Raw genomic sequence first — 25340 nt, forward strand, 5'->3', positions numbered from 1 at the left:
TGAGTCAACTTTGAGTATATAGATAAAAATCTTATCATCCACAACTTCTCTAATCTACCACCCAAAAATAGTATTTCCAAAGAAATTGAAAACACAATATATGGTGTAATAGTTCAGAATTTACGACTCTTGAGAGAAATATTGACCTTGCTCTCAAACAAGGCTATCTTAACGCGGAATCGTAAAATAGTCTTAAGGTTAGACTGAGAAGATGTTCAGTGAGATTGAACAAAATGTGCTTCAAATTCAAAAAGGAGAAAAACATGCCCGTCTATGTAGAGGATCACCCGCTTATACGTCACAAACTTGGTTTGATGAGAGAAAAGGATATATCAACAAAAGATTTCAGGGATCTTGCATCTGAAGTCGCAAGGCTTCTGACCTATGAAGCAACGCAGGATCTTGAAACCGAAACCCAGGTTATTCAGGGTTGGGCAGGGGATGTTGAGGTTGAAAGAATCAAGGGAAAAAAGATTACCATTGTTCCGATACTAAGGGCAGGACTTGGAATGATGGATGGGGTCATTGACCTTATCCCCTCAGCCAAAGTAAGTGTTGTGGGTTTTTACAGAAATGAAGAGACCCTGCAGCCTGTGCAATATTATGTCAAGACTGCAAGCGCCATGTCCGAAAGAACAGCCCTGATTCTGGATCCCATGCTGGCAACAGGCGGCACCCTGATTGCCACAATTGACCTGTTAAAAGAAGCAGGTTGCAAAAATATCAAAGGGCTTTTCCTTGTTGCTGCTCCCGAGGGAATAGCAAAAGTAGAGGCAAAGCATCCTGATGTAGATATACATGTGGCTGCAATTGATGATCGTCTCAACGAGGTTGGTTATATACTTCCAGGACTTGGGGATGCCGGAGATAAAATTTTTGGAACAAAATAAATATTTGTAAGTATTGTGTGATGTGCTTTTTCAGGTGGTGACCCGCGGCAGAATTCTCATTTTTCTGGCCTCGTCATTTGCCGTTCATTCAAATTACCTTGCACTGACAAAAGAAAAGGATAACCCTGTAAAAAGGAGAAGAGATAAAACATGTCGGATTTTTCATCAACATCCCTGTCAACAAAAGATAATGCTGGCTTGACTGAATATCATTTAAGGCCCAAGGATGCTCTTCTTGGTGCCCAGATGCTCTTTGTGGCTTTTGGCGCTCTGGTACTCGTTCCGCTGCTCACGGGACTTGACCCAAATGTTGCTCTTTTTACGGCAGGAGCAGGAACACTTATTTTTCAGGTGGTGACCCGCGGCAGAATCCCTATTTTTCTGGCTTCGTCATTTGCGTTTCTTCCACCCATCATGTACGGCGTTAAAACATGGGGAATCCCGGGAACCATGTGTGGCCTGTGCGCTGCCGGTTTTGTATATGTTGTATTAAGCTTTCTCATAAGATGGCAGGGCAGTGAGATAATAAAAAAGATATTGCCTCCTGTTGTAACAGGTCCTGTCATAATGGTTATCGGACTCATACTTGCTCCTGTGGCTGTTAACATGGCAATGGGGAAAACCGGAGACGGCTCATTTGAACTTTTTCCACGCAACACAGCCATGGTAATCTCCCTTATCTCCCTTGCAACAACAATACTTGTTTCAATTATGGGAAAAGGCATCCTGAGACTTATTCCCATACTATGCGGTATAATTGTGGGCTATATACTGTCACTTGTCTTTGGAATTGTGGATTTTTCACCAGTAACTAATGCCGCATGGTTTGCTGTTCCGTCTTTTGTATTGCCGGAGTGGAACTTTCAGGCAATTTTTTACATAGTTCCCATCGCCATTGCACCGGCCATTGAGCATTTTGGAGATGTGCTTGCCATAGGCGGTGTAACAGGCAAGGACTATCTAAAGGACCCCGGTGTTGAGAACACCATGCTTGGAGATGGCCTTGCAACATCATTTGCATCATTTTTAGGTGGCCCTCCCAACACCACCTACTCCGAGGTTACAGGTGCTGTTGCCCTGACAAGGGTTTTTAATCCAGCGATCATGACCTGGGCTGCCATTACTGCCATCCTTCTTGCTTTTGTGGGAAAAGTTGGTGCCATTCTCCAAACCATCCCAGCACCTGTCATGGGTGGCATCATGCTGCTTCTTTTTGGTGCAATAATGGTTATAGGTATGAATACCCTTGTTCAGTCAGGCGAGGATCTTACAAGCCCCAGAAATTTAAGCATTGTTGCATTAATTCTGGTGTTCGGAATCGGAGGGATGAGTTTTTCAGCAGGGGATTTTACGCTTCAGGGAATAGGACTTGCGGGAATTCTTGGAGTTGCTATGAATCTTTTGCTTCCCTCTGATAAGAGATAGCGGAATTCTTCAAAAATCTGCCACCATACTATTGTATTTTGGGTTTTATGTAAATTGCAATATATGGTGGCCACCGAGAAAATTTTTTTTATATGAAAGTCTCTATAACATCCTGTTTTTTAAATGACTTTCATCTTTCATTGTGGCAGATCAGACTGCCATGGGCGGCATATGAAAAAGATCTGCTGTTCTTTATCCGGCTTTCATATTTTTGTCAAAGCAGAGAATTTCTCTTCTCCTTTTTTGCACTGACCCCGAGAATTATCCCAACAAGAAGGACACCTGCGCCACTTATAAACCATATCATATCCTCATTTTTCAACTGACTTTCAAGGGTTGACACACGTTCTTTCTGCTCTTCAAGCTGACGTGCAGCTTCATTGTATTTTTGTTCCATGACCAGAAATGTAGAAGATTTTTCCTTGAGAATGTTGTATGATTTTTCAAGGTTGATAAGTTTTTCCCGCGTTTCCGAGAGTTCAAGATTGTCTGTTTTCATTTTATCCAGCATTACAGAGAGCTCCTGGTTCTTCTCTCTGAGTTCATCAACAATGAGTGCAAGAGGTCTGTTTTTTGTTATAAAACGGGTAAGCACCCATCCCTCTTTACCGTTGGCAGCCCTTACCCTTGACCACTCTTTTGAGTATTCCAGCATTGTCAGAATATCACCGGATGATACCATTGAGATGACTTTGTGACTGACTCCCGGGCCTGTCCTCATGGTAATTTTCATCAGTTCACTTACATAGTACTGCTCTGCACTGGCATTGTTGTTGATTGATAAAATTATGATAACCGTTATTATAATTTTTATTATGGCTTTCACTTAGCTCACCTTTTCAATGACAAATTCCAAGTAAATGTGCCCATTACTAACATTGCAGAGAAAATTGATCAATACAAAATTGCCTTTCTTTTAAACCTGCTAATATACTGTCTGGCAATATTAAAAAATTATCTGCAAGGCATGATAACAGTGTTAGATTGATCATTTCGGTTGTTGTTGTTTTTGATTTACACCAGTGTTGAATTTGGTTGACGATTGCCACTGTTTTTTTTATATTAAGGAACAACTTTACCGTGGCAGTGGATAAAATTTCCATCTTTGGTGGTGGCTGTATTACAGTCATGTACGTTTAGAATTAATTTGCCCATTTGCTTCACCAAAATGACTTTACAATAGCGTTTTTGATGAAGGTGCCGCAGTAATTCAAGTGTGCTGATACAGTAACCAGATTTGAAAAACAACAACTTTCAGCCAGATAAAGCACTTAAAAAATCGCAATTGAAAGCACTTAAAAATCGTTATGGTATGATAAATGCTATAATATTATTTTTACCGTGGAAATAGATACATTATTCCCATGTTCGGGGGTGGCTGAATCACAGCCATGTCTGTTTACCGTGAAAACACATTCTGTTTTCATGATCGGGGGTGGCCGAAATCTCATTTGGCCATGAGTGTTTACCGTGAAAATAACTATCATTTTTATATTTGGGTGTGATTGATACGTAATCATTCATGTCTGTTTACCGTGAAAATGGATACATATTTTCATATTCGGGGGTGGCTGAGTCACAGCCATGTCCGTTTACAGTGAAAATGACTATCATTTATCGTGAAAATGACGATCATTTTTATATTGGGGGGTGATTGATACGCAATCATGCCTGTTTACTAACATCTTTTTTCATATATTCAAAATCGACATCTTATTTCTTTTTCAGAAATTATTGAATCTGTCTGAATCAGGATAACCAGGAATAAAACTTATACTAAACATTATATCGATTCTCAATCTTGCAATACTGTAAACAAAGGAAGGAACAGGTTCAACAATGGAAAAAACAATTGCCTTGAATCAACGGCTTTCAGATCTGAAAAATCGTCTTGATCAGATTGAATCAGCCTGGACAATTACTGATCATGAAGTGACCCTTGAATTTTTTGTAAAACATATTCCCGAACTGGTCAGGGCGGAACGGTGCAGTATTTTTGTTGCAGAGCCTGGTATGGAAAAAATTTGGCTGAAATATGGAAGCGGCCTTGAACATCAAAAAATTGAAGCCCCCCGTGAAGGAAGTATTGTCGGTGAGTCAATATCCAATGGTACTGTACTCATTGAAAATAACCTTGCCAGTCGTAATGGCTTTCATAATATTTCAGACATGAAAACACAGTTTGTTACCCGTAATATTATCTGCATCCCCATAAACAGCCTTGTGGGCGGAGAGCGTATCGGAGCAATAGAGGTTCTTAACAAAAAAGATGGAAAAAATTTTGACAATGAGGATCTTCAGCTACTTCTCACCATTGAAAAATATCTTGCACTTGCACTGGAAAGTTCTGTAATCAACAATCGACTCAAAAGTATCTCAAACCAGATATCCAACAATATTGATTACCTGAATCAGGAGAGCATAGGAAATGTAACTTTTATTGCAAAGAGCGCATCCATGAGAAAACTTCTTGATACAGTTTCCCGTGTAAGTCGTGTTCCTGTCAATGTGCTTATAACAGGAGAAAGCGGTACCGGAAAAGAGGTGATTGCCCGCCTTATTCATAACAGCAGTGAGAGATATAATGGCAGATTTGTTCCTGTCAACTGCTCTTCTATTCCGGAGAACCTCATGGAGAGCGAATTTTTTGGGCATACAAAAGGTGCTTTCACCGGTGCCATTGCAAATCGAGCAGGTAGGTTTGAAGAGGCAAATAAAGGCTCTCTTTTTCTTGATGAAATTGGTGAGATGCCGCTTATGATTCAACCCAAATTTTTGAGGGTTCTTCAGGAGAATGAAGGAAGCCGCATAGGCAGCAACACCATTGAACAGTATGATTTTCGCCTTATAAGCGCCACATGCCGTGATTTAAAACAGCTTGTTGATGAAGGGGTATTCAGAGAAGATCTCTATTTTCGCCTTTTTTCCGTGGAGATTCATATTCCACCCCTGCGGGAAAGAACAGATGACATAATTCCCCTTGCCTTGATGTTTTCATCGAGAATATCCACCAGATTTAAGCGCAAAACAGCAGGATTTGACAAGGAGACACTAAAACTCTTTGAGCGTTTTCCCTGGCCAGGCAATGTGAGGCAGCTTATACATGAAATTGAACGTCTTATTGCCTTGACTCCTGAAGGTGAAAATCTCTCCATTGAAAACTGTTCATCCCATATACAGGAATTTAGAGAGGGTAACTATAATGACACTTTTTGCTCATCTGTCAGTTCTTCACTCATTAGCCATTCTGCCATTTGTGCCTCTCAGGATAATAACTTGGTGAATACCTCTTTGAATTTAAAGGACTTTGTCGAAAAATCAGAAAAACTTTACATTGAAAAAATTCTTGAAGAGTGTGGAAACAATAAAACAAAGACTGCCGAAGCTCTTGGAATCTCAAGGCAGGCACTCTACAAAAAGATGAATCAGTTTGCGCTTTCGGAAAATGCTGCATAAATCCGTTTTTACCGTGGAAATAGATACATTATTTCCATGATCGGGGGTGGCTGAATGCCGGCCATGACCGTTTACCGTGAAAATGACTATTATGTTTATACTTGGGGTGATTGATACACAAGCATGAATGTTTACCATGAAAATGACTATCATTTTTATATTTGGGGTTGATTGATACGTAATCAATCATGCCCGTTTACTGCATAACGTGTATGGCGGATGACCGCCACAATTGAAGAGCTGAAACTCTTTTTAAAACAGCTAAAGAGAGGCACATAGTAAAAAAATAAGAAGGGGGGGGCTGAACATGGATATCGAAAAGGATATGGAGGATTACCTCCGTGAAAAAGAGAAAATTGAGCAAAGCATATCAGAAAAATTTATGGAATATGTCACTATAATGTTTACTGATATTGCCGGATACACAAGTTTTGTTGAAACACACGGGGACCTTGCTGCAAAATCCCTTCTTTTTTGCCATAACAAAATTGTGTTTGAAATAATAAAAGAGAATAACGGAACTGTAATAAAGACAATCGGGGATGCTGTGATGGCATCCTTTAAAGAGCCCCTTGATGCTGTTCAAGCTTCGGTTGCAATACAGAAGGCACTTAAAGAGTATAACTCTGGTGTGGCAAAACAGAAAAAAATCAACATCAGAATAGGACTCAATGCCGGCAATGCATTCAAGGACAAGGGTGACTATTTCGGAGATGCTGTCAATGTTGCGGCAAGAATAGAACCTGCCGGTTCAGCAGGGCAGATCATGGTCTCCCAAAGTGTCCATGATGCTGTAAAATCATGTACTGATATTTTTATCCGTTTCCATGGAAGAAAAATGGCCAAGGGAAAATCAAGACCCCTTGATCTTTACAGGGTTTTTATTGATAAAGAAGAATTTGATGCAGAAGAAACACCACCACCTGACAGGATAATAGAGGATTCCGGCTCAAAAATTAAAGATATTGTAGAAAATAAGGATGTAGGTGGACAAAAGGCAGATGAAGAGCTTGTCAAAACTGTTGAAGAGGAAGACCGTTCAAAACAACAAGGAAGTGTAAAAAATAGACCAGATTCAGGAAGTTATAAAAATAGACCAGATTCAGATAGCTATTCCGATTCTTCAAAAAATGTACAACAATCCTCCGTCAATAATGAAGAGCCTTCAAGAAGTGATACTCCTCTATCCGGTAATAATAGATCTCCTTTTGAGAAAAACAGAGAAGTTACTGAAAGGGATGCTGATTTTTCATCAATGCCTGTGCATCGTTTTGATCTTATATGGAAACTCTCGTTGCCCATTATGGTGATACTTGGAATTTTTGTCTATTTTTATCCCCAGATCATGCCCGTTGGCAATTCAGGCAATCTTTTAAATAAGTATGTACAGGCATTTAGCCTTCTGCGTTCCGGAAATATTGAAGATGCAAAAGAGCTTTTTCTTGATTTTGGTGAAAATGACAGCAAATGTCAGGAAGGCCTTGCCGCAATTGCATATCGTAAGAACTCCTATGATGAAGCCCGTAAATATTGTGATAATTCCATTGCTGCTGATTCTGGAACTTTTTATCCAAGAGTTATAAAAGGGAATATCTTTTTTGACACAGGTAAAGTGGATCAAGCAAAAAAGGCTTACAATGAGGTTTTAAAATATCCTTCACCCCTTGACTGGCAGAAGGGAGAATTATTTTTTCGCATGGGAAGGATAAGTTCCCTTGAAAGCGACCCTGAAAAGGCACTTGAGTATTATAATCAGGCAATGGAACTTGATGGAAGCAATGTTGATATAATGACAGCAAGAGGAGTTATCCTTGAAAAGATGGGAGATCTTCAGAAGGCTTTAAATGCCTATGACGCAGCTCTTAAAATTGCTCCTGACAATGTAATGGCTGCTACATTTTATCGCCAGATCAAACAAAATATGGAGACAGCACAAAACAAGGAGAAACAGGAGAGGGTCAACAAATTGATTCAGGAACTTCTTGAAGCAATGCATAAAAAGGAGTCCCGTTCATCAGGTGCAGTTGCATCAGGTGCAATTGCATCAGATCTGTCAGGCTCTGAGGATGGAACAGAGTTTGGAGATGGAGTAGATGGTGGGGATGGCACAGATACTGCTGATGTAAAAGATGGTGCAACTAAAATTGACACATGGACATCACGGCCAGTTACGCTCTTTTTTGCAGGAAACCAGAGAAAAGGTTCCATTTCATTAAGGGAGGGGGAGGATCTCTTTTTTGAGCTTGCTCTGATGGAATCCCTTGGGGCCTCACCAAATGTGGAAATTGTGGAGCGGGCATTAATGGACAAGCTTCTTGAAGAGCTGAAGCTTAGCAGCACTGACCTTGCAAATCCTGATACTGCACTAAGGCTTGGCAAAATTCTCTCTGCAAGGCTAATAGGAAACCTCACATTTCTGGGTTATGCCGGTGAAACAAAGGTTTACCTCAAACTTATAGAAACAGAGACATCTTCTGTAAAAATAAGCCTTTCAGGAAATGTCGGGAACGGTTTTACACCGGATTCAGCAGCTCAGAAACTTGCACAGGAGATTTCACAAAAGGTTCTCTCTTCATTTCCTGTAAGGGGAAAAATCATGCAGACAGGTGACAATGATGTTCTGTTAAATATTGGAGCAGTGCATGGCGTAACAGAAGGGATGATAATGAAGGTTTTTCCTGGTGAAGCTGCATCAAACTCACTTAAACGCAAAGCTGTTGGTGCAATTAAAATAATTTCTGTGGGTCAGGATGGCTCAACAGGAGAGATTGTAAAAGGTACAGAGGTTATTGACTCAACCCACATTGTTGAGGCTGCGGCTTCATGAAAAAAAGTTCAATTTCATAAAGAATGTTGAATAATGGAAAAAGTTGAATTTCGTGAAGATTGTTGAATCATGAAAAAATAGGGGGACATGGTTGTGAAAAAAAAACAAAACAGAATCAAAACAGTTATTGCCTGCACTCTTTTCTTCCTGTTTCCCTTTCTGATGTTCTGCGCTCCGGTGCAGGACAAGGGAAAGCTGAAGGATGGAAAGCTCTATGGCGTAACCGAAGGACTTTTTCGTGGAAAATGGTGGAACTATTATGAAAGAGCATTATCCTTTGCAGAAGGGGATTTTCTGGAAGATGCTGAAAGGGATTTAAGGGTGGCTTTAAACCAAAGAGACCCTGATCAGCGCAGAGCAAGAACCTATGGCATGCATTTTGTTGATTATTTCCCCCACAGGGAGCTTGGTATTGTTCTTCTTTCCATGGGAAGGGTTTCTGAAGCAATTGACGAGCTTGAAACTTCACTTGCAGCAGAGGATAGTGCCAAGGCCAAGTTTTACCTCAACCGAGCACGTAAAATGCTTCTGATGTCTCAGTCAGGCCCTGGGGATGTCATTCCGCCTGAAATTAATATTACAAGTTTATTCTCTTCCTCTTCATCCCTTTCTTCCTCAGAACCAACTTTGCCATCTTCTGCCCCTTCTATGTCATCATCTTCTGCCAAGGTTGCTTCAGACCGGCTTTTATCTTCTTCTTCTGTTCTGACCAATAATTTTGTTATTGACATTTCAGGGGCAATTACAGATCAGAATTATGTTTATTGTGTTACTGTGAATAATACTCCTCAGTTTATGGAGCTTGCGGAAAAAAAGATCCGCTTTGAACAGCGTGTTAACCTTGTGCCAGGTAAAAACTCCATTATTATTGAGGCTGAAGATCTCATGGGAAACAAAACCCGAAAAACCATTGATGTTATTGCAGATGACGTAGGCCCCCAGATTTCAGTTCTCAATTATATGAACGGGCAGAAAGTTGATCAATCCTCTGTGGAACTCACCATCTCTTATTATGATGATTCAGGTGTTGATTATCTTGTTATCAATGATGACAGGTTGACTTCAGAGAACAGAAAAAATGGAATATTGTCAAAGGTGGTTTCTCTTCAGCCAGGAAAAAACACAATAAGTATGGAAGCTCTGGACAGGGCAGGCAACAGAACCCGTGGCCAGATTGATCTTTTTTACGGAAGCTCAGAGAGCAAAGCAGCTTCTTTAAATTCTGCTGGGGATGTTTATTTGGCACTCAATGATGACTATTTGCTCTTTAATGGCTATACTTCTCTCAATGATGATTATTTGCTCTTTAATGGTTATGCTTCTCTCAATGATGAATATTCTGACTTAAATGGTGCTTATGCTGTAGGTGAGATGAAGAGTGTTGTTGTTTCTGATGCTGATCCGACAGGTTACATTGCAAGCAACACATCTGTTGCTTCAGATGCAGAAACAAAAGATTCGTATCCGCCGGAAATAGTATTTCGGGGTCTTCTTCGTGATATGGGCACAGATTCCGGAATTGTCATGACAGGCCGTCAGAAGGACAACAGGTTTCTTATTGAGGGGCAGGCCTCTGATTCAGGAGGTATTGAGGGCATCTTAATAAATGGACGACCTGTTGTGGAATCCCTTGCAGGAAAAGAGATCTTTTTTAACCGTCTTGTTGAACTTGTGGAGGGCGAGAATGTTTTCTCCATTGAAGCAACTGATAGTGTTGGAAATAGTGTTACAAAAAAAGTTCGTGTTAACAGAAAAATACAGAAAATTGACATGAACGAATCCAGAATTTCACTTTCTATCATGCCATTTAAGAATGAGTGTATTTCACCAGCTCTGGCCGAATCTGTATATAACCTTTTTGTTGACAGGGTTATAAATGACGGCAGATTCAATGTTGTGGGACGTGGTGAAGGGCTTGAAGCTATAATGAGGGAATTGCAGTTAAGCCAGACAGATCTTGTTGACAAGGAAAAAGCTGTCAGGGCAGGTCGCCTTGTGGGAAGTGAAACCATAATGTTTGGCAAGATCATTGAAACTCCGGACTCTGTTGAACTTTTTGTCTATTTAACTGATACTGAAACCTCAAGGATAATGGCATCCCACGATGTTTATGATCAGAGAAAAGGAAGGAACGAGCTTGAATTCCTCATGCAGGGACTTTCATCCAAGTTTATCTACTCTGTCCCCCTTATTGAGGGAAAGGTGCTAAAGGCAAAAGGAGATAAATTTTTCCTTGACCTTGGAAAAACAAAACATGTTAACCTTCAGGAGGGTCTTAAATGCATTGCATACAGAAGTGAACCTTTTGTTGTGGATGGTATGGTTCTTGGGGAGGATATAACTGTGCTTGGTACCCTTGTTCTGAAAAACGTACAGGAAAAGATATCCATTGCTTCTCTGGTTGAAGGCGAAGTCGGCATGGGTGATGAAAACTTATCAATTGTTGACAAAGATCTTGTAATTACAAAATAAGTGCTTATCACCGCAATATTGACAAAGTTTTGTCGATATCTGGTGGTTTATATCTGCCCCCTAATGGGCCACTTTTTCCAGGCATACTCCTGGAAAAAGCGTAGATACTTATCTAAAAAAAACGGGGAGAACGACAATGAAAAAGGGTCTGTTAAACTATTTTTTGCCCCAGAAAAAGGGCATTTTGATCTTCCATTGTATCATTTTTGTTTTTGTTATGGGCATCACCATAACAGAGAGGGCTTCAGCCAGTGGAGTCATGATTGGTGCTCAGCTTACAGATGTAAAGAGATTTACAGGAACCTTTTCTATAAAAATCAACACTGATTGCAGCGACTCTTTGGATGCAGACATCTATTTGCTGGCCTATTTACCGTCTCAAACCCTTATGGTTGAAAGGGATCTTTTCTCGTTGCAGGCAGTCAGTTCGGAATCCACAGATTTTCAATGGGTTCAGGGTGTCTCCATGTTTGACACATCCGGAAATAATGAATCGCTTGGAAGCTGCGATTGGGTAACCTTCTCCAATGTTGACTACTCTGTTTTTAGTTCCCGTATCCAAGATACATTTTTAATTGCGTTGCTTGTTAAAAACGGAGGTAACCCCTATGATCCTTCTCTCTGGATTGATGCGGGCTTTACTTACATTGTAACAGATCCCCAGGTTCGGGTCCCCGGACAAACCCAGTTTGCATCAGATCAATGGCAGGGAAGGGATGATTCAGAGGTGTATGTTGATGCTCCTGTTGTGGCTCCTGACGCTTCAGAAGATGCTGACCAGAACAATGATGAAAAAAACGATGGTGATGTTGAGAAGCCTGACATTTACAAAATATCCGGAAAGCGCATCTATTATGCCAATGGCAGTGCTGACAGGTTTCAGGTGGTGGACATATCCATACCTGAAAATCCGGTTATAATTCACTCTGAAGCCCTGGAAAACATGCCACTGGATCTCTATGTTGATGGCGGTTATATCATGCTTCTGGAACAGGCAAGTGATAAAAATGAAAGCTATGTTCTCCTAAAGGTTTTCCATGACAGTGGCTCAAATATAGTAAAGGTGGCCCAACAAAAATATGACAATCTCTATTATATCAATTCGAGGAAATCAGGAGATCATATATTTATCACAGCAAGTTCAGCCACACAGGTGTACCATTATGCCATGGCAGATGAGCCTGCTTTTGCTGATGATACAGAACAAGATGCTGCTGATGGTCCAGAACAAGAGACTGTTGATGGTACAGAAAAAGAGACTGTTGATGGTACAGAAAAAGAGATTGCTGATGGTACAGAAAAAGAGACTGCTGATGCTACAGAAAAAGAGACAACAGATTATGCTGATGAGTCAGGTATTGTTGTTGTTGCAGTGGATGTTGAGAATCATGAAGAACCACAGATTCTGGCAAGAAAAAGCTTTTCCGGATATGATTCCGATATATATCTTGATCAGAACTATATGGTTCAGATAGCAAGGGAGAGCTGGCAGACAACCATACTTTATCTGTTTGACTTAAATGATAAAACCAATCTTTTTAGCAGTAGCACAGAGATAAAAATTCCCGGGCAGGTACCATCGGAATATCATGTAAATGTTTCCGATGATACTCTGTTTGTTATTTATCGTAATGAAGATATAAATAAAGGAAGTACACTGAAAATATTTGATCTTGCAGCTTCCGGTGATGATAATGATAAAGAGACAGAACACTCTGTGAAAAAGGCTTCACTTCAGCCTGTTGAAAAAGGGTCTGTTGAGGGGATTGCCCAGGGCGAAGAGCTATATGCAGCAACATTTACAGGAGACAGAGCATATATAGTAACCTATGAGAGACAGGATCCTCTGTGGGTGGTTGATATTTCCGATCATGACTCTCCCATGATTACAGGTGAGCTTGAAGTTCCAGGATGGTCTGAATATATAAGATTTTATAATAATCGCCTCATTGCCCTTGGATATGATGACAGTAATGGCAAAAGACTTGTTTCAATAGCTCTTTTTTCAGTTGAAGATCCGTCTGAGCCGCGACTTCTTGACAGGGTGACTCCTTTGCAGGGAATTGCAGATTACACAAGTTCAGTTGCCATAAGCGATGACAGAGCTTTTTACTTTAACAGTGAATCAGCTCTTGTGGTCGTGCCAATACAATACTATTCCTCAGAAAGCTATTCCGGCCTTGGGATTGTAAGGATAGACTCTGATTACAACTCTTTTCAATGGAACGATTTTGTGCAGTCAAGGTTTTATATGCAGAGAGGAGCTGAGGCAGACTCAAGTGGTGATCTTCTGGTGGGTATGGGAGATGCGGCACTTAACACCATTGATATCTCGTCCTCAAGACCGGTGGTGCTTGGAGAGTTAAGGCTTGCCTATAATGTTGAAAAAATAGCATTGTCAGAAAATGACACTTCCATTTTTGCTGTTGGAGGAGATTACTACTACAACAACACATCTGATCTGATGCGTTTTGACATGACAGCGATAAAGAACCAGGATCAAGGGACAACTGTTTCAGGTCAGGAGTCAGGTGTTATAACTCCGGTGGAGGTTGTTGATTCTGAACTCTTGTATCCCAACATTGTAATGCCAGAGAGTAAGGAAGATAAGGGACTGCTCTTTTCCTGGAGTTCTTCTGCTTTCAGGTGCTTCAATCCCGGAACAATGACAACAGAAAAAATTATAAAATTTGACAATGAATATAGCTGGATGGTTTCAGATATCATTTATCAAAATGAGATGCTCTACTTTGCAGTTAGGGATTATGACTCAATAGTTATTTATGATTCAGAAAATTACACTTCCACTGACGTTTATGAAGAGCCTGAGCCATCTTTGTACAGAGAAATCTACAGCATGGCTACAACATTGAGGGTGTATGACTGTAATGGAAGCAGTACCCCTGAGAAACTGCCTGAACTCTCTATTCCTGGTGAACCAGTGGCAATTTTTGACGATGACAGACTTATTACTGTGGAAAACAGTTATTACTACTACCCTTACCCTCTTTACGATTATAGTTCCGATTCAACTATATCTAATGATACAGATGGCATGGATGAGTATATTCCTGGTATCAGAATCAATGCACTTGATCTTTCAAGGGATGCTGCCGTGCTTGATGTAACACTATTCTTTGATCAGGAAACCTACGGCTATTCACAGGTTATATGTGATGAAGAAAATGTTTATATTGTATCGCAACAGAATGAAAATACAACTGTAAGAAAACTTGATCCTGATACCCTTGAAATTGTAAGTGAATACTCCATAAGCGGTAACCTATCACCGGTCAAGGCATCAAACGGTATTGTGGTTTTTACAGAAAGCGTCTCTTATCCCTATTGGGAAGTTGCATATGATTTATGTGTCCCTTACTGGAACAACCAGGAGATCAGGGTGTTTGACCTTTCTGAAAGCAGTGCAGAAGAGCTTTTGAATGTTTCAACAGATTACTATATTTCAAAGGAAAATGTTGGTATAACTGATACCGAGATTTATATGGCAAATGGATATAAGGGGATTTCCATGATTCCTTTTGAATAAAAGACGCAAAATTGATATTTTGTTGCTTTCCGCTTGCTGAACTTGCCTGAATTGCATTTGTCTGAATCAGGATAACCAGGATAAAAAGGATGTTCAGGATTAGATAATCCTGCCTTATCCTGATTTGGATTGCATTTTTTACATTGTTTTCGGGAGATTGTATAATGAAAATCATTATTAAATTGGCAACTATTCTTTCCATATTACTATATTCCACAGTCGTTGCTGCACATAACTACGCAGACACGCTTATTGGTAGTGATGGCGCAGAGAGCTTAGGTAAGTCATCAGTGGAGGAATCACTTACAGGCTCACCTCCCAACCTGGAATCTGTAAGATTATCTGATTATACCTATGTTGTTTTGGGTTTTACAGATAAAACCATTGTTGACTCTACAGGTGATGATCTGATTGTGCATTCATCAGCAGATTATGGCTTTGCCGAAGTATTTGTGTTTTCCGAATATGCGGATGAGAGCATGACATGGGTTGACTTTTCACAGGCCATCTCTTTTGGCTCTGCAAGGGGGACAACTTCGTTTGATATCGGAAGGCTTGGCATTCAGTCAGTGGTTGCTGTAAAAATTGAAGGCTTTAATAACAGTCAGATGGATTCTCCAGGTTATGATCTTCAGTACATTGAAATTGCCGGCAACTCTGTGGGGCCTGCGCCCCAGACCCAGACAGAAGAATTCGTAACGATATATGGTATTGTCAGCGATTCAACAACTGAATTGCCCATTGAAGGAGCAACCGTATCTGTGACTGGCGGCTCTATTCCTGCTGGAAGCGCTATTGTTGCAATCACATCGTCACAGGGAGATTATTTTATAGAAAATGTTCCATCGGGAACACTTACCATTGAAACCTCCAAGGATGGTTACAAAAGCACAGAGATAACGTTGCCGTTTGCTCCAGGCTCAACAGAGGTAAACTTCATTCTGGAGCCGGAATCTGTATCCCCGTCAGATATTGTCAAAGGTTATGTGACTGATGCCGAAACAGGCCTGCCCATTGCAGGGGCAGATGTACTTGTTAATGGTGGGATCTTATCGGGCATTACATCAGAAGATGGAGAGTATTGGATTGAAGGCTTTTCATCAACTGTTGTATCTGTTGAGGTAATTGCTGATGGCTACATAACCCAAACAAAGGAAGAACCCGTACAGGATAATGGCGAACCACTTATAATTGATTTTGCCCTTACTCCTGAACCTATAGAGCCACAAACAAGCACCATTAATGGCATTGTTACAGACAAAAGTACAGGTTTACCCCTTGAAGGTGTTGATGTGAGTATCAATGGAGGCACTCTTTCAACACTTACATCAGACCAGGGTTATTACGTAATTGAAGGCATAACCTCAAGGATTGTGCTTATAAAAGTTTTTCTTGATGGATATACCGAGCGAACAAGACAGGTGACTCTGACAGAAGGAGCAACATCAACCTTTGACTTTGAACTTGACCGCGAAATTGAGCCTGTCATAACAGGAAGTATCCGTGGTACTGTTACAGATTCAGATACAGGTGAGCCGCTTGAAGGTGCCGAAATATCTGTGGATAACTATGAATATTCAACCACAACATATGTACACTACTTAGTTGATGATGAGTTGCCTGGGGTTACAATTATCACATCAAAGGGCTATTATCTTATTGAGGATATTCCACTTGGCCTTCATACTGTTGAGGTTTTCAAGGATGGGTACTCAGATGGCTACATGGAAGTTGAGTTAAAAGCAACAGACAGAGATCCTGTTGTTGACTTTATCCTTGAGCCTGATAATCCCCAGCCACAAACTGCTAAAATAAGCGGCACTGTAACCGATTCAGTAACAGGTCAGCCCCTTGCAGGGGTTGAGATAACCATGAACGGAGTTGCACTTTCCCCTCTTACATCTTCCCAAGGTTATTACCAGATTGAAGATGTCCAGCCAGGACAGATCTCTCTTGAGTTTGACCTTGAGGATTACAATAAGGCTACAAGGCAGTTTACCCTTGAAGCCGGAGAGGAGCGAACACTTAATGTGACTCTTGAACCGGTAGTTGATATAAATACCGGAATAATTGTGGGAAATGTTATGGATGCTGCAACAGAAGAGCCTCTTGAAATAATGGAGGTAACCCTAAATGGCAACAACTATCCCATGATTTCTGATACAGGCTATTTCATGTTTGAGGAGCTGCCGCCAGGAACATACCTTGTTGAGGTTTATGTTGATGGTTATGCAAAAGGCTCTATACAACGCTCACTAATATCAGACGAGGTTGTTACAATAAATTTCAGGCTTGAAGCAGAAGGAATAACCGAACCTGACACAGGCAGTATCAGAGGTAATGTAACTGATTCAGTAACAGGTCAGCCCCTTGCAGGTGTTTTGATAACAATGAACGGAGTTCAACTTTCGTCTTTTACATCTTCCCAGGGTTATTACCAGATTGAAGATGTCCAGCCAGGACAGATATCTCTTGAGTTTGACCTTGAGGATTACAATAAGGCTACAAGGCAGTTTACCCTTGAAGCCGGAGAGGAGCGAACACTTAATGTGACTCTTGAACCGGTAGTTGATATAAACACCGGAATAATTGTGGGAGCTGTTGTTGATGATGAAACAGAAGAGCTTCTTTCAGGGATAGAAGTAACCCTCAATAGAAATGATTATCCAATGATTTCTGATACAGGATATTTTATTATTGAGGAACTTCCGCCAGGAACATACCTTGTTGAGGTTTTTGTTGATGGTTATAAAAAAGGAACTCAACAGGTGACTATTACAGAAGAGCTTGTCGCCATTGATTTCAGGCTGGAACCAGAAGAATCAACCGACCCTGTTACAGGCAGTATAAGCGGAACCATAACAGATGATACAACGGGTCAGCCACTGACAGGAGCAGAGGTTGCTGTTGATGGAACAACACTTTCTGCAAAAACGTCTGCCCAGGGAAGATATCTGATTCAGGGAATTCCCCTTGGAGATTATTCTGTAAAGGCATCTCTAACAGGATACTCCTTACAAACAAAATATATCTCTATAACTTCAGATCAACTTCTCACACTTAATTTTCAGATGGAAAAAGAGGCCACACTTTCATCTTCTGTACAGGGAAAAGTTGTAGATGCTGCAACCTATGAACCTATTGACGGTGCAGCAATCAAGATTATGTCCCAGAGTACGGTTATTGCAGAAACAACTACTTCATCCAGCGGTATTTTTGTTTTGAATGGATTGCCTTCTGGAGCATACTCCGCACAGGTCTCAGCAACAGGATATACAACAAAAAAGGTGGATCGCATAAATCTTGTCCCCGGAGAATCGGAGACTCACAGAGTCGAGCTTGAATCAAGTGCTCCTAAAATAATAGATCCCATTAAAGTGACACCAGAAAAAATTGAAGCTGGAGCAAATCAGGAAGTCACCTTTAATGTGACAGTTTACGACCCTGACGGTGCAAATGACATTACAAGGGTATTCCTTGGCCATGAGCTTCTGAAAAACATATTTGGAACAGCCGGAGTTGAAATGACCCGTGTGCAATTGGGAAGTGATGCTACAACCAAAATTGCATATTATCAGTTCAAAACAACCCTTTTATCTTCTCTGCCTCCACGGGATTATCCTCTCAATGTTGTTGCCCAGGACAAATCAGGTTTTCATGGAGTTAAAACTGTCGATTTCAGCGTGATACAGAATAAAAGGGAAACCATTGCCTATCTTGAGTCATTTTTAGAAAATGTTAATAATACATTTGAAAATCAGACACTTGTGATATCTGTTAATGTTGCTCAGAATCTTTTTGGCATTACCTCGTCAACAAGGTCTGCCGGAACAAAATCAGGTTCATCTGCATCTACTACATCTACGTCTAATACATTTGCGTCTGCATACGGATTATCCAATGCGGAATCTGCTTCTGACTCTTCAGATTTTCTCTATCGGACAGATACACCTGTAACTCCAGGAGCCGAAAAATGCGGAGACTGCTATGTTGAGGTGATGATCTACAAGCCGGACGACACTCTCTATAATACAGAACCCTATATTATCTGTGAATCCGAGGATATCACCATAGAAAACGCTGAATCAGGTGATTGGACATACGAAACCACAAGCCACTGCGCATCATCCCTTGATGTTGAAATTGAGACAAGGGGAGCCGATACAGCAGTTCTTACAGGAATTGTAAGGGATTCAAGCAGTGGTAAAAGCGTTGCAGATGCAAGGGTACAATGGAATCTTGGAGGAGAGACATACTCATCTGATGACGGCTATTTTTCTACTGTTGTTGTTGCAGGAGAAGGACTTATTACAACTTCACTTGAAGATTACCTTACAAACCTTAAAAGTAGGGTTGTTCTCACATCAGGGGAGACAAAAAAAATTCAGATAACAATTGCTCCTGAAAACTCATCTAATGAAAGTGTTCCTGATACACCGGCTGTGGAGGAAATATCCTCTCCACTGGCATATCCGGATCCATATTACCAGCCATTTGCAGCAGGGGTTATTGATTCCAATCTTGTTCTTTCAGCAAATTTTCCACCCTATGAATCAAGTGTATGGATTTATCTTGGAATTACAACCGATCTCCCGGGACTGAACTCATATATATTTCTTTTTGACAGCAATAACGGCCTTGCCCCAATGACCGGCACTCCGGTTGCCTGGCGTGAGGGTGCAGGGTGCTGTAAATGGCAGCAGGATGATCAAATTTTGACATTTCCTGTGGATCTACTTCCCAAGGGAAATTATGTTTTTTATTCTCTTGTTACGGCAGAACCAGATGGAATGCCAACCTTTGACCTGCGTTACTTTACCCTTGATTTAACGTCAGATTAAAAGGGTGGATAATTTGACATCTTTCACATCGTTCCAGAACATAAAGGATATGTTTATTTGTAATGAAAATTTATGTGGGAGGATAAACAAATGAATACGAAATTAACCTTAAGCTTAGACAAAGATGTCATAGAGCAAGCAAGGCAGTATGCACACGCCAAACAACAGAGTTTATCACTGCTTGTTGAAAATTATTTTCGTTTTTTGATCCATAAGAGAGATTCTGTAAAAGCCTCTGAAATTTCAGCAACTGTCCAAGAATTATCTGGAATTATTAACCTTGACTCCAAAGATGATATTCGTGAAGAGTACACTGACTACTTGCTGGAAAAGTACAACTGATGACATTATTGTTTCTTGATACTGATATAATCATGGATGTATTTGCAGAACGTGACCCTTTTTATGACGCTGCTGCTGCACTCTTGACTATTATAGAAAATAAGCAAGTTTTTGGATGTACATCATCCCTCATCTTTTCAAATCTTTACTACGTTCTTCGCCGATTACGTGATAAGACAATAGCTATCAGGTCACTTAAGAAATTATATGGTCTGCTTCATATTTTGCCTGTTGAAAAAAAGAATATAGAATTTGCGTTGCAATCTGATTTTACCGACTTTGAAGATGCAATACAGTATCATACTGCTGTACAAAATGGCGTAACTCATTTAATCACTCGAAACATCAAAGATTATAAAGCCGCTGACAGATCTATTGTAACTATTTGTACAGCAGATGATTATATAAAAATTAGAGATGCTTCACAAAATACATGATTTTTGAAATTAGACGAAAATAATTTGTCACTCAAGCCACCAAATCAATATATACTTATGAGATGGAATCTCTTTCAAAATAGCAAAAAAAAAGAGGAAATCGTCTGGGTCAGGCTTTACGGGATAAAAAATCCTGGCTCTCAGATTCAGACCAGATTCAATATATCCCCAAAAAGTATAACTTTTCAGAAAAGTATTTTTTTTGCTCAAATAAATTAGTATAGATAACAGATGGTTATACTTTTTCATTCTCAATTTACTTATCTGGAATACTATAAATAGAATGTCAATTTTGAGTAATAACCACAAAACAGCAAGGGAGGATGATTATGAAAAGCAGACTATTTTCAAATATCCCTGAAAAAAATGATCACGGCTTTTACAAAAAAGCTATTTTTATCTTTATGCACTTTTCTATCCTCCATTTTCTGCTCTTTTCATCCTTTTGCCTGTTCCAGCCATCCCCCCTCTTTGCATCGGAATTATATCAATATCAATCCATGTTTCCCTCACTTCAGCAACCCTGGTATTTCCAGCAGCCAATGTCTGTAGTTGCAACAGGCAACGGCAATCTTCTTGTTGCAGATACCGGCAATAACAGGATTGTAAAGTTCAACCCTGATGGCCAGATGATTACCACATGGGGAAAATATGGTCATGGTGATGGTGAATTTGATACTCCTTCGGCCATTGCAGTTGACAGTAATGGAAATGTCTATGTTCTGGATTGCGCTTTTGAGAAAAACAGGCTTATTAAATTTGATCAGTACGGAAATTTTATTTTTTCACGGGACAGAGGAGAAAGTACTGACCAGGGAAAATTCTTTTTTTCATCCAGTCACAGCAATATTGCTGTTTCCCATGATAATATAATTTATATTTCAGACACAAATAACAACAGGATTCAGAAATTTACGGTTGATGGTTCATTTCTGGGATATATTGACACCCTTTCCGGAAATTGCACTTCTGATTGTCAACTCTATTTCCCATCCCGCATGGTTTTTGATTCTTCCGGTAATCTTTTTGTGCTTCACAGAAATTCGTTTGGAAAAGAGAAAAATATTGTTGTGAAACTATCTTCATCAGATGAATATATATTATCATTTGAAATTGAGTCTGACATTGACTCTGAAGTCTATTCTGATGATTCGTCATCCATTGCTAATCTTGCCGGAATGGCAATTGATGAAAATGATAATTTATATATCTCAGATGCTACCGACCACAGGATCCTCTCTTATTCCTCCGAAGGTCTTTATCTTGGCACAATTGGCAGTAAAGGCTCAGGAAAGGGACAGTTTAATGCTCCTTATGGACTTTGTTTTGGAAAAGATGGAAAGCTTTACGTTGCTGACAGGGACAACAACAGAATAGAAAAATTCAGCAGGGAAAAGCTGTTTGTCAATTCATGGTCAAGCAATGGAACTGAACCTGGAATGTTTAATAAACCTTCAGGGATTGCCGTTGATATCGCCGGTAATGTTTTTATAGCAGACAGAAAAAATCACAGGGTTCAAAAATTAGATGCAAATGGCAATGTTCTGATGATTATCGGCGAAAAGGGAGAAGAAAACGGAAAATTCAATTCCCCGTCCAACGTAGATGTTGATCAAACAGGTAATATTTATGTGGCAGATAGCTGGAACAACAGAATACAAAAATTTGATTCTCAAGGTAACTTTATTGCCACATGGGGCAATATATATGAACACTTCGGAGAAGGGAATGGAGAGTTAAAAGCTCCTGTTGGTATAGCAGCGGATTCAATGGATAACCTGTACGTTGCGGATTTTGGAAATGCAAGGATACAGAAATTTACTTCAGATGGTCTGTTTGTCTCTCAATGGGGCACCGCATGTCATGATAATGGCATGGATGATATCTGTTTTTACGATATAGAAGATATTGCAGTTGACTCTTCAGGCAATGTCTATGTTTCTGATTCCAGTGATGAATTTGATAATAGTAATACATATGATCATGCCCACAGAATTCAAAAATTTTCACCTGACGGGGAACTTCTTGCCACCATTGGCGCTTATGGCTCCGATGACGGTCAACTAAACTACCCGTTTGGCATTGATGTTGACGACAATGGAAATATCTATGTTGCTGATTCCCGTAATTACAGGATACAGAAATTCAGCTCCAGCGGTGAATTTCTGGGAACTGTGGGAGAGTTCGGTGCAGGCCCGGGACAATTTATGCTCCCCTATGATGTTGCCACAGGCAAAGATGGCAAACTCTTTGTTGTGGACTCTTTTACAAACACAGTACAGGTGTTTGATACTTTTACCTATGATGATTCAACAGCTCCAGATACAGCACCTGATGCCTCTCCTTCTGCATCAGATGGCTCTCCTGTAATCAAAAAAAAGGCACTGATTGTAGCAGGTGGCGGTCCATACACCGGAAACACCCTTTGGGACACCACAAGAAGCTGTGCCAACTTTGCATACAGAACCCTTCGCCATAAAGGATTTGCAAAAAAAGACATATACTATCTTTGCGATGATGACGGGCTTGATCTGGACGGGAATGGAATTTTTGATGATATTTACGCCAAACCAGGAAATGATATCATTGAAAGCATTATAACTGAGAGTGCCCTTGATGCTGATGAGTTTCTTATCTACTTTGTTGATCACGGAGGTGACCTGACATTTTCCTTAGATGGCACAACAAATCTTGTGGCAGAATCCCTTGATCAGTGGCTTGACACCTATGAATCTGGCTCTTCCGGCAAATCAACACTTGTTTACGATGCCTGCCAGTCAGGAAGTTTTATCTCGAAAATGACACCCGATTCCACCGGAAGCAGAACGGTTATAACAAGTGCAGGCCAGGATGAGTATGCCTATTTTGTCAGTGCCGGAACAATATCCTTTTCAGAGTATTTCTGGTCATCAATTTTCAATGGAAATAATCTTGCCACCTCATTCAGGCAGGCATCAGGCGGAATAACCCTGCTTGATCTCTCCCAGACTCCGGAACTTGATGCCAATGGCAATAGTATCTCAAATGAGGATGAGGATTATACCTTTTGCCTTGCACTTGACTCTGTTTTCAGTGGAAAAAACGGCCAGGGCACTGCAAATTCATCTTCAGGTGATATTCCTGTAATAGGGGATGCTGATACCGTAACCCTTGTTGATAAGTCAGGTCAGGCAATTATTAAAGCCAGCGGAGTTTTTGATAATGATGGCATTGAACGGGTTTGGGCAACCATCATTCCGCCGGATTATATACCTTCGGATCCTGATATACCTGTCACGGATCTGCCGGAAATTGAACTTTTGCCTGTTTTGACTGATATTGATAGTACTTCAGGAGGCAGCCAGGATAGGGCAACAGTATATACATCAGGAAGCAACCAGGGCTCTGGAACAGGATATACATCAGGAAGCTGGCAGGCACTTTACAATGGGTTTACAAAATCAGGAATATATCGGGTTACCATATATGCAAGGGATGTAAAGGGGAACAGTGCAGTTCCTGTTACAGCAGCTTTTGTAACCGATACTGAATCACTTCCAAAGGCTTTGGTTGTCACAACAGATTCGGATAATCCATCCCGTACTTCCATCTATAAATCCCTTGGAGATCAGGCTGAAAATGCACTTATGGTACAGGGCTTTTCCCAAGATAGAATCTATTCTATGCACGCCCCTTCATACAGTGATCTTACATCTGCAATTACATCCTGGGCATCTGACACCCATGATCTTATTATATTTATTGTGGGAGATGGCACTGCTTCAGGAGTAAACCTTAACAGCTCTCTTCAATCCGGAACTCAAGATGAAGGTGTCGGTGAAAACGAAGAAAATTATGACGATGACGATGGGAACGATGAATCTCAGGTGGATGGGGAAAACATATCTCCGTCAGCCTTAAAAAGTCTTCTGGATCAATATCAGAGTTTAACTGGAGGTAATGTAAATGTGGTTATTGATGCTGACTTTTCAGGTCAATTTTTAAAAGGAGTTGCAGATTCCTCAGAAATATCCGGTAACTTGCAAAGGATTATTGTTTCAAGCACAACCGAAACAGGTAAAGCCTCTTTTGAAAGTCAGGGGCTTTCATCCTTCAGCAGCTATTTCTGGAATTCTGTACTTAAAGGCTCCAATCTTTGGGATGCTTTTTTATCATCAATGAATGCTGTCTCCTACCTTAGCCAATCTCTTGTTATCCTTGGCCTTTCCAATGAAATCCAGACTCCTCTGATTGACGATAATGGCAATGGTATAGGCAACGAAGATTATGAAGGGCTTAATGCAAAAAATCAACATATTGGCCTTGGAATAATTACAGGAGCTGATCACTTTGCAACAGGTAATATTGAGAAATCAATTATCCTTGATGGTGATATATCTGCAATGCTTGCTGTTGATGAAATAAATACAACCGCAGATGTCATAAAAGTATGGGCAGTTATAACTCCGCCAGTTGATTCCGCCATGATGCAGCAGAATCAGGAGATATCTGAAACACTTTCTCTTCCGATTGTCTATCTTCTGCCTGCCGGAAATGGCAAATATCAATGGATGTACAGCGGTTTTGATGTTGCAGGGACATACTATACAGACTATTATCTTCTTGATTCATCAGGAACTGTCTCATTCATCGGCAGAAGCATAATCAGTCAGACAGTGGTACCGGAATCCACCTCTTTTCAGGTTGTTCAGGGAGGCGATTCTTTGGTGACAGCATATGTTGATGCAGATGAGCTTGTGACTCTGAATCTGATGACATATCTTGAACCGGAAATCAGGAAAAATGTGGTGCATGAGTGGCTTGTGTTGGCAACAGGTAATCTTGAAGGCAATATCTCATTTTATCTTTTTTCTCCTTCCGGTATTGCTTCAGTACCATTAAGCAATGGGATTTTTTCAGATCACGCCTTTCCCTTTGATCACTTCCGTAATTACACAAATTTTGCTACCCTGACCCTGAATTCCATAGGGATTGCTTCCGGAGAGTTCCTTGCTTATGCCTATGCGTACAGTTTAAAGGAGGATGTTACAGATATCTTTGATCTTGATGTGGTGTTTCACAACTGTGTGATTGTATTTGCAAAGTGATGTTAATCATGGGAGG

Annotated in this window: 11 protein-coding genes; 10 read left to right on the forward strand and 1 reads right to left on the reverse strand. The window is 40.5% G+C overall.

Annotated elements, in window-relative coordinates; translation table 11 throughout:
- Nucleotides 1–263 precede the first annotated feature (263 nt).
- Complete coding sequence (upp, locus tag MTBBW1_RS19560) at nucleotides 264–890, forward strand: uracil phosphoribosyltransferase (RefSeq protein ID WP_080806259.1); 627 nt, start codon at nucleotides 264–266, stop codon at nucleotides 888–890.
- Nucleotides 891–1040: 150 nt separating this feature from the next.
- Complete coding sequence (locus MTBBW1_RS19565; protein ID WP_080806261.1) at nucleotides 1041–2315, forward strand: uracil-xanthine permease family protein; 1275 nt, start codon at nucleotides 1041–1043, stop codon at nucleotides 2313–2315.
- A 214-nt stretch (nucleotides 2316–2529) separates the two neighbouring features.
- Here the strand turns inward: MTBBW1_RS19565 and MTBBW1_RS19570 are convergent, their stop codons facing one another.
- The gene (locus tag MTBBW1_RS19570; protein ID WP_080806263.1) at nucleotides 2530–3141 is read right to left on the reverse strand and encodes a TIGR04211 family SH3 domain-containing protein; all 612 of its coding nucleotides are present in this window, start codon (nucleotides 3139–3141) and stop codon (nucleotides 2530–2532) included.
- Between the two features lie 1013 nt (nucleotides 3142–4154).
- Here MTBBW1_RS19570 and MTBBW1_RS19575 point away from each other — a divergent pair.
- From MTBBW1_RS19575 to MTBBW1_RS19610, 8 genes are all read left to right on the forward strand, one after another.
- Entirely contained in the window at nucleotides 4155–5771 is a 1617-nt protein-coding gene (locus MTBBW1_RS19575; protein ID WP_080806265.1) for a sigma-54-dependent Fis family transcriptional regulator, read from the forward strand.
- A gap of 307 nt (nucleotides 5772–6078) precedes the next feature.
- Nucleotides 6079–8598 (forward strand): adenylate/guanylate cyclase domain-containing protein, encoded by a 2520-nt coding sequence (locus tag MTBBW1_RS19580; RefSeq protein ID WP_080806268.1) that lies wholly within the window; start codon nucleotides 6079–6081, stop codon nucleotides 8596–8598.
- A gap of 93 nt (nucleotides 8599–8691) precedes the next feature.
- Entirely contained in the window at nucleotides 8692–11070 is a 2379-nt protein-coding gene (locus MTBBW1_RS19585; protein WP_186441521.1) for a CsgG/HfaB family protein, read from the forward strand.
- Between the two features lie 136 nt (nucleotides 11071–11206).
- Nucleotides 11207–14617, forward strand: coding sequence for a beta-propeller domain-containing protein (locus MTBBW1_RS19590; protein WP_080806273.1), 3411 nt, complete (start codon nucleotides 11207–11209; stop codon nucleotides 14615–14617).
- A 164-nt stretch (nucleotides 14618–14781) separates the two neighbouring features.
- On the forward strand, nucleotides 14782–19458 hold the full coding sequence (locus tag MTBBW1_RS19595) for a carboxypeptidase regulatory-like domain-containing protein (protein ID WP_080806275.1): 4677 nt from the start codon (nucleotides 14782–14784) through the stop codon (nucleotides 19456–19458).
- 90 nt (nucleotides 19459–19548) lie between these two features.
- On the forward strand, nucleotides 19549–19800 hold the full coding sequence (locus MTBBW1_RS19600; protein WP_080806468.1) for a DUF6364 family protein: 252 nt from the start codon (nucleotides 19549–19551) through the stop codon (nucleotides 19798–19800).
- Nucleotides 19800–20237 carry a type II toxin-antitoxin system VapC family toxin gene (locus MTBBW1_RS19605; RefSeq protein WP_080806278.1) on the forward strand — a complete coding sequence of 146 codons (438 nt, stop codon included), beginning with the start codon at nucleotides 19800–19802 and terminating at the stop codon, nucleotides 20235–20237. Before MTBBW1_RS19600 ends, MTBBW1_RS19605 begins: the two co-directional genes overlap by 1 nt.
- A gap of 329 nt (nucleotides 20238–20566) precedes the next feature.
- The gene (locus MTBBW1_RS19610; protein ID WP_186441523.1) at nucleotides 20567–25324 is read left to right on the forward strand and encodes a 6-bladed beta-propeller; all 4758 of its coding nucleotides are present in this window, start codon (nucleotides 20567–20569) and stop codon (nucleotides 25322–25324) included.
- Nucleotides 25325–25340: the final 16 nt, after the last annotated feature.

It is taken from the genome of Desulfamplus magnetovallimortis, from assembly GCF_900170035.1.
Classification (GTDB): domain Bacteria; phylum Desulfobacterota; class Desulfobacteria; order Desulfobacterales; family Desulfobacteraceae; genus Desulfamplus; species Desulfamplus magnetovallimortis.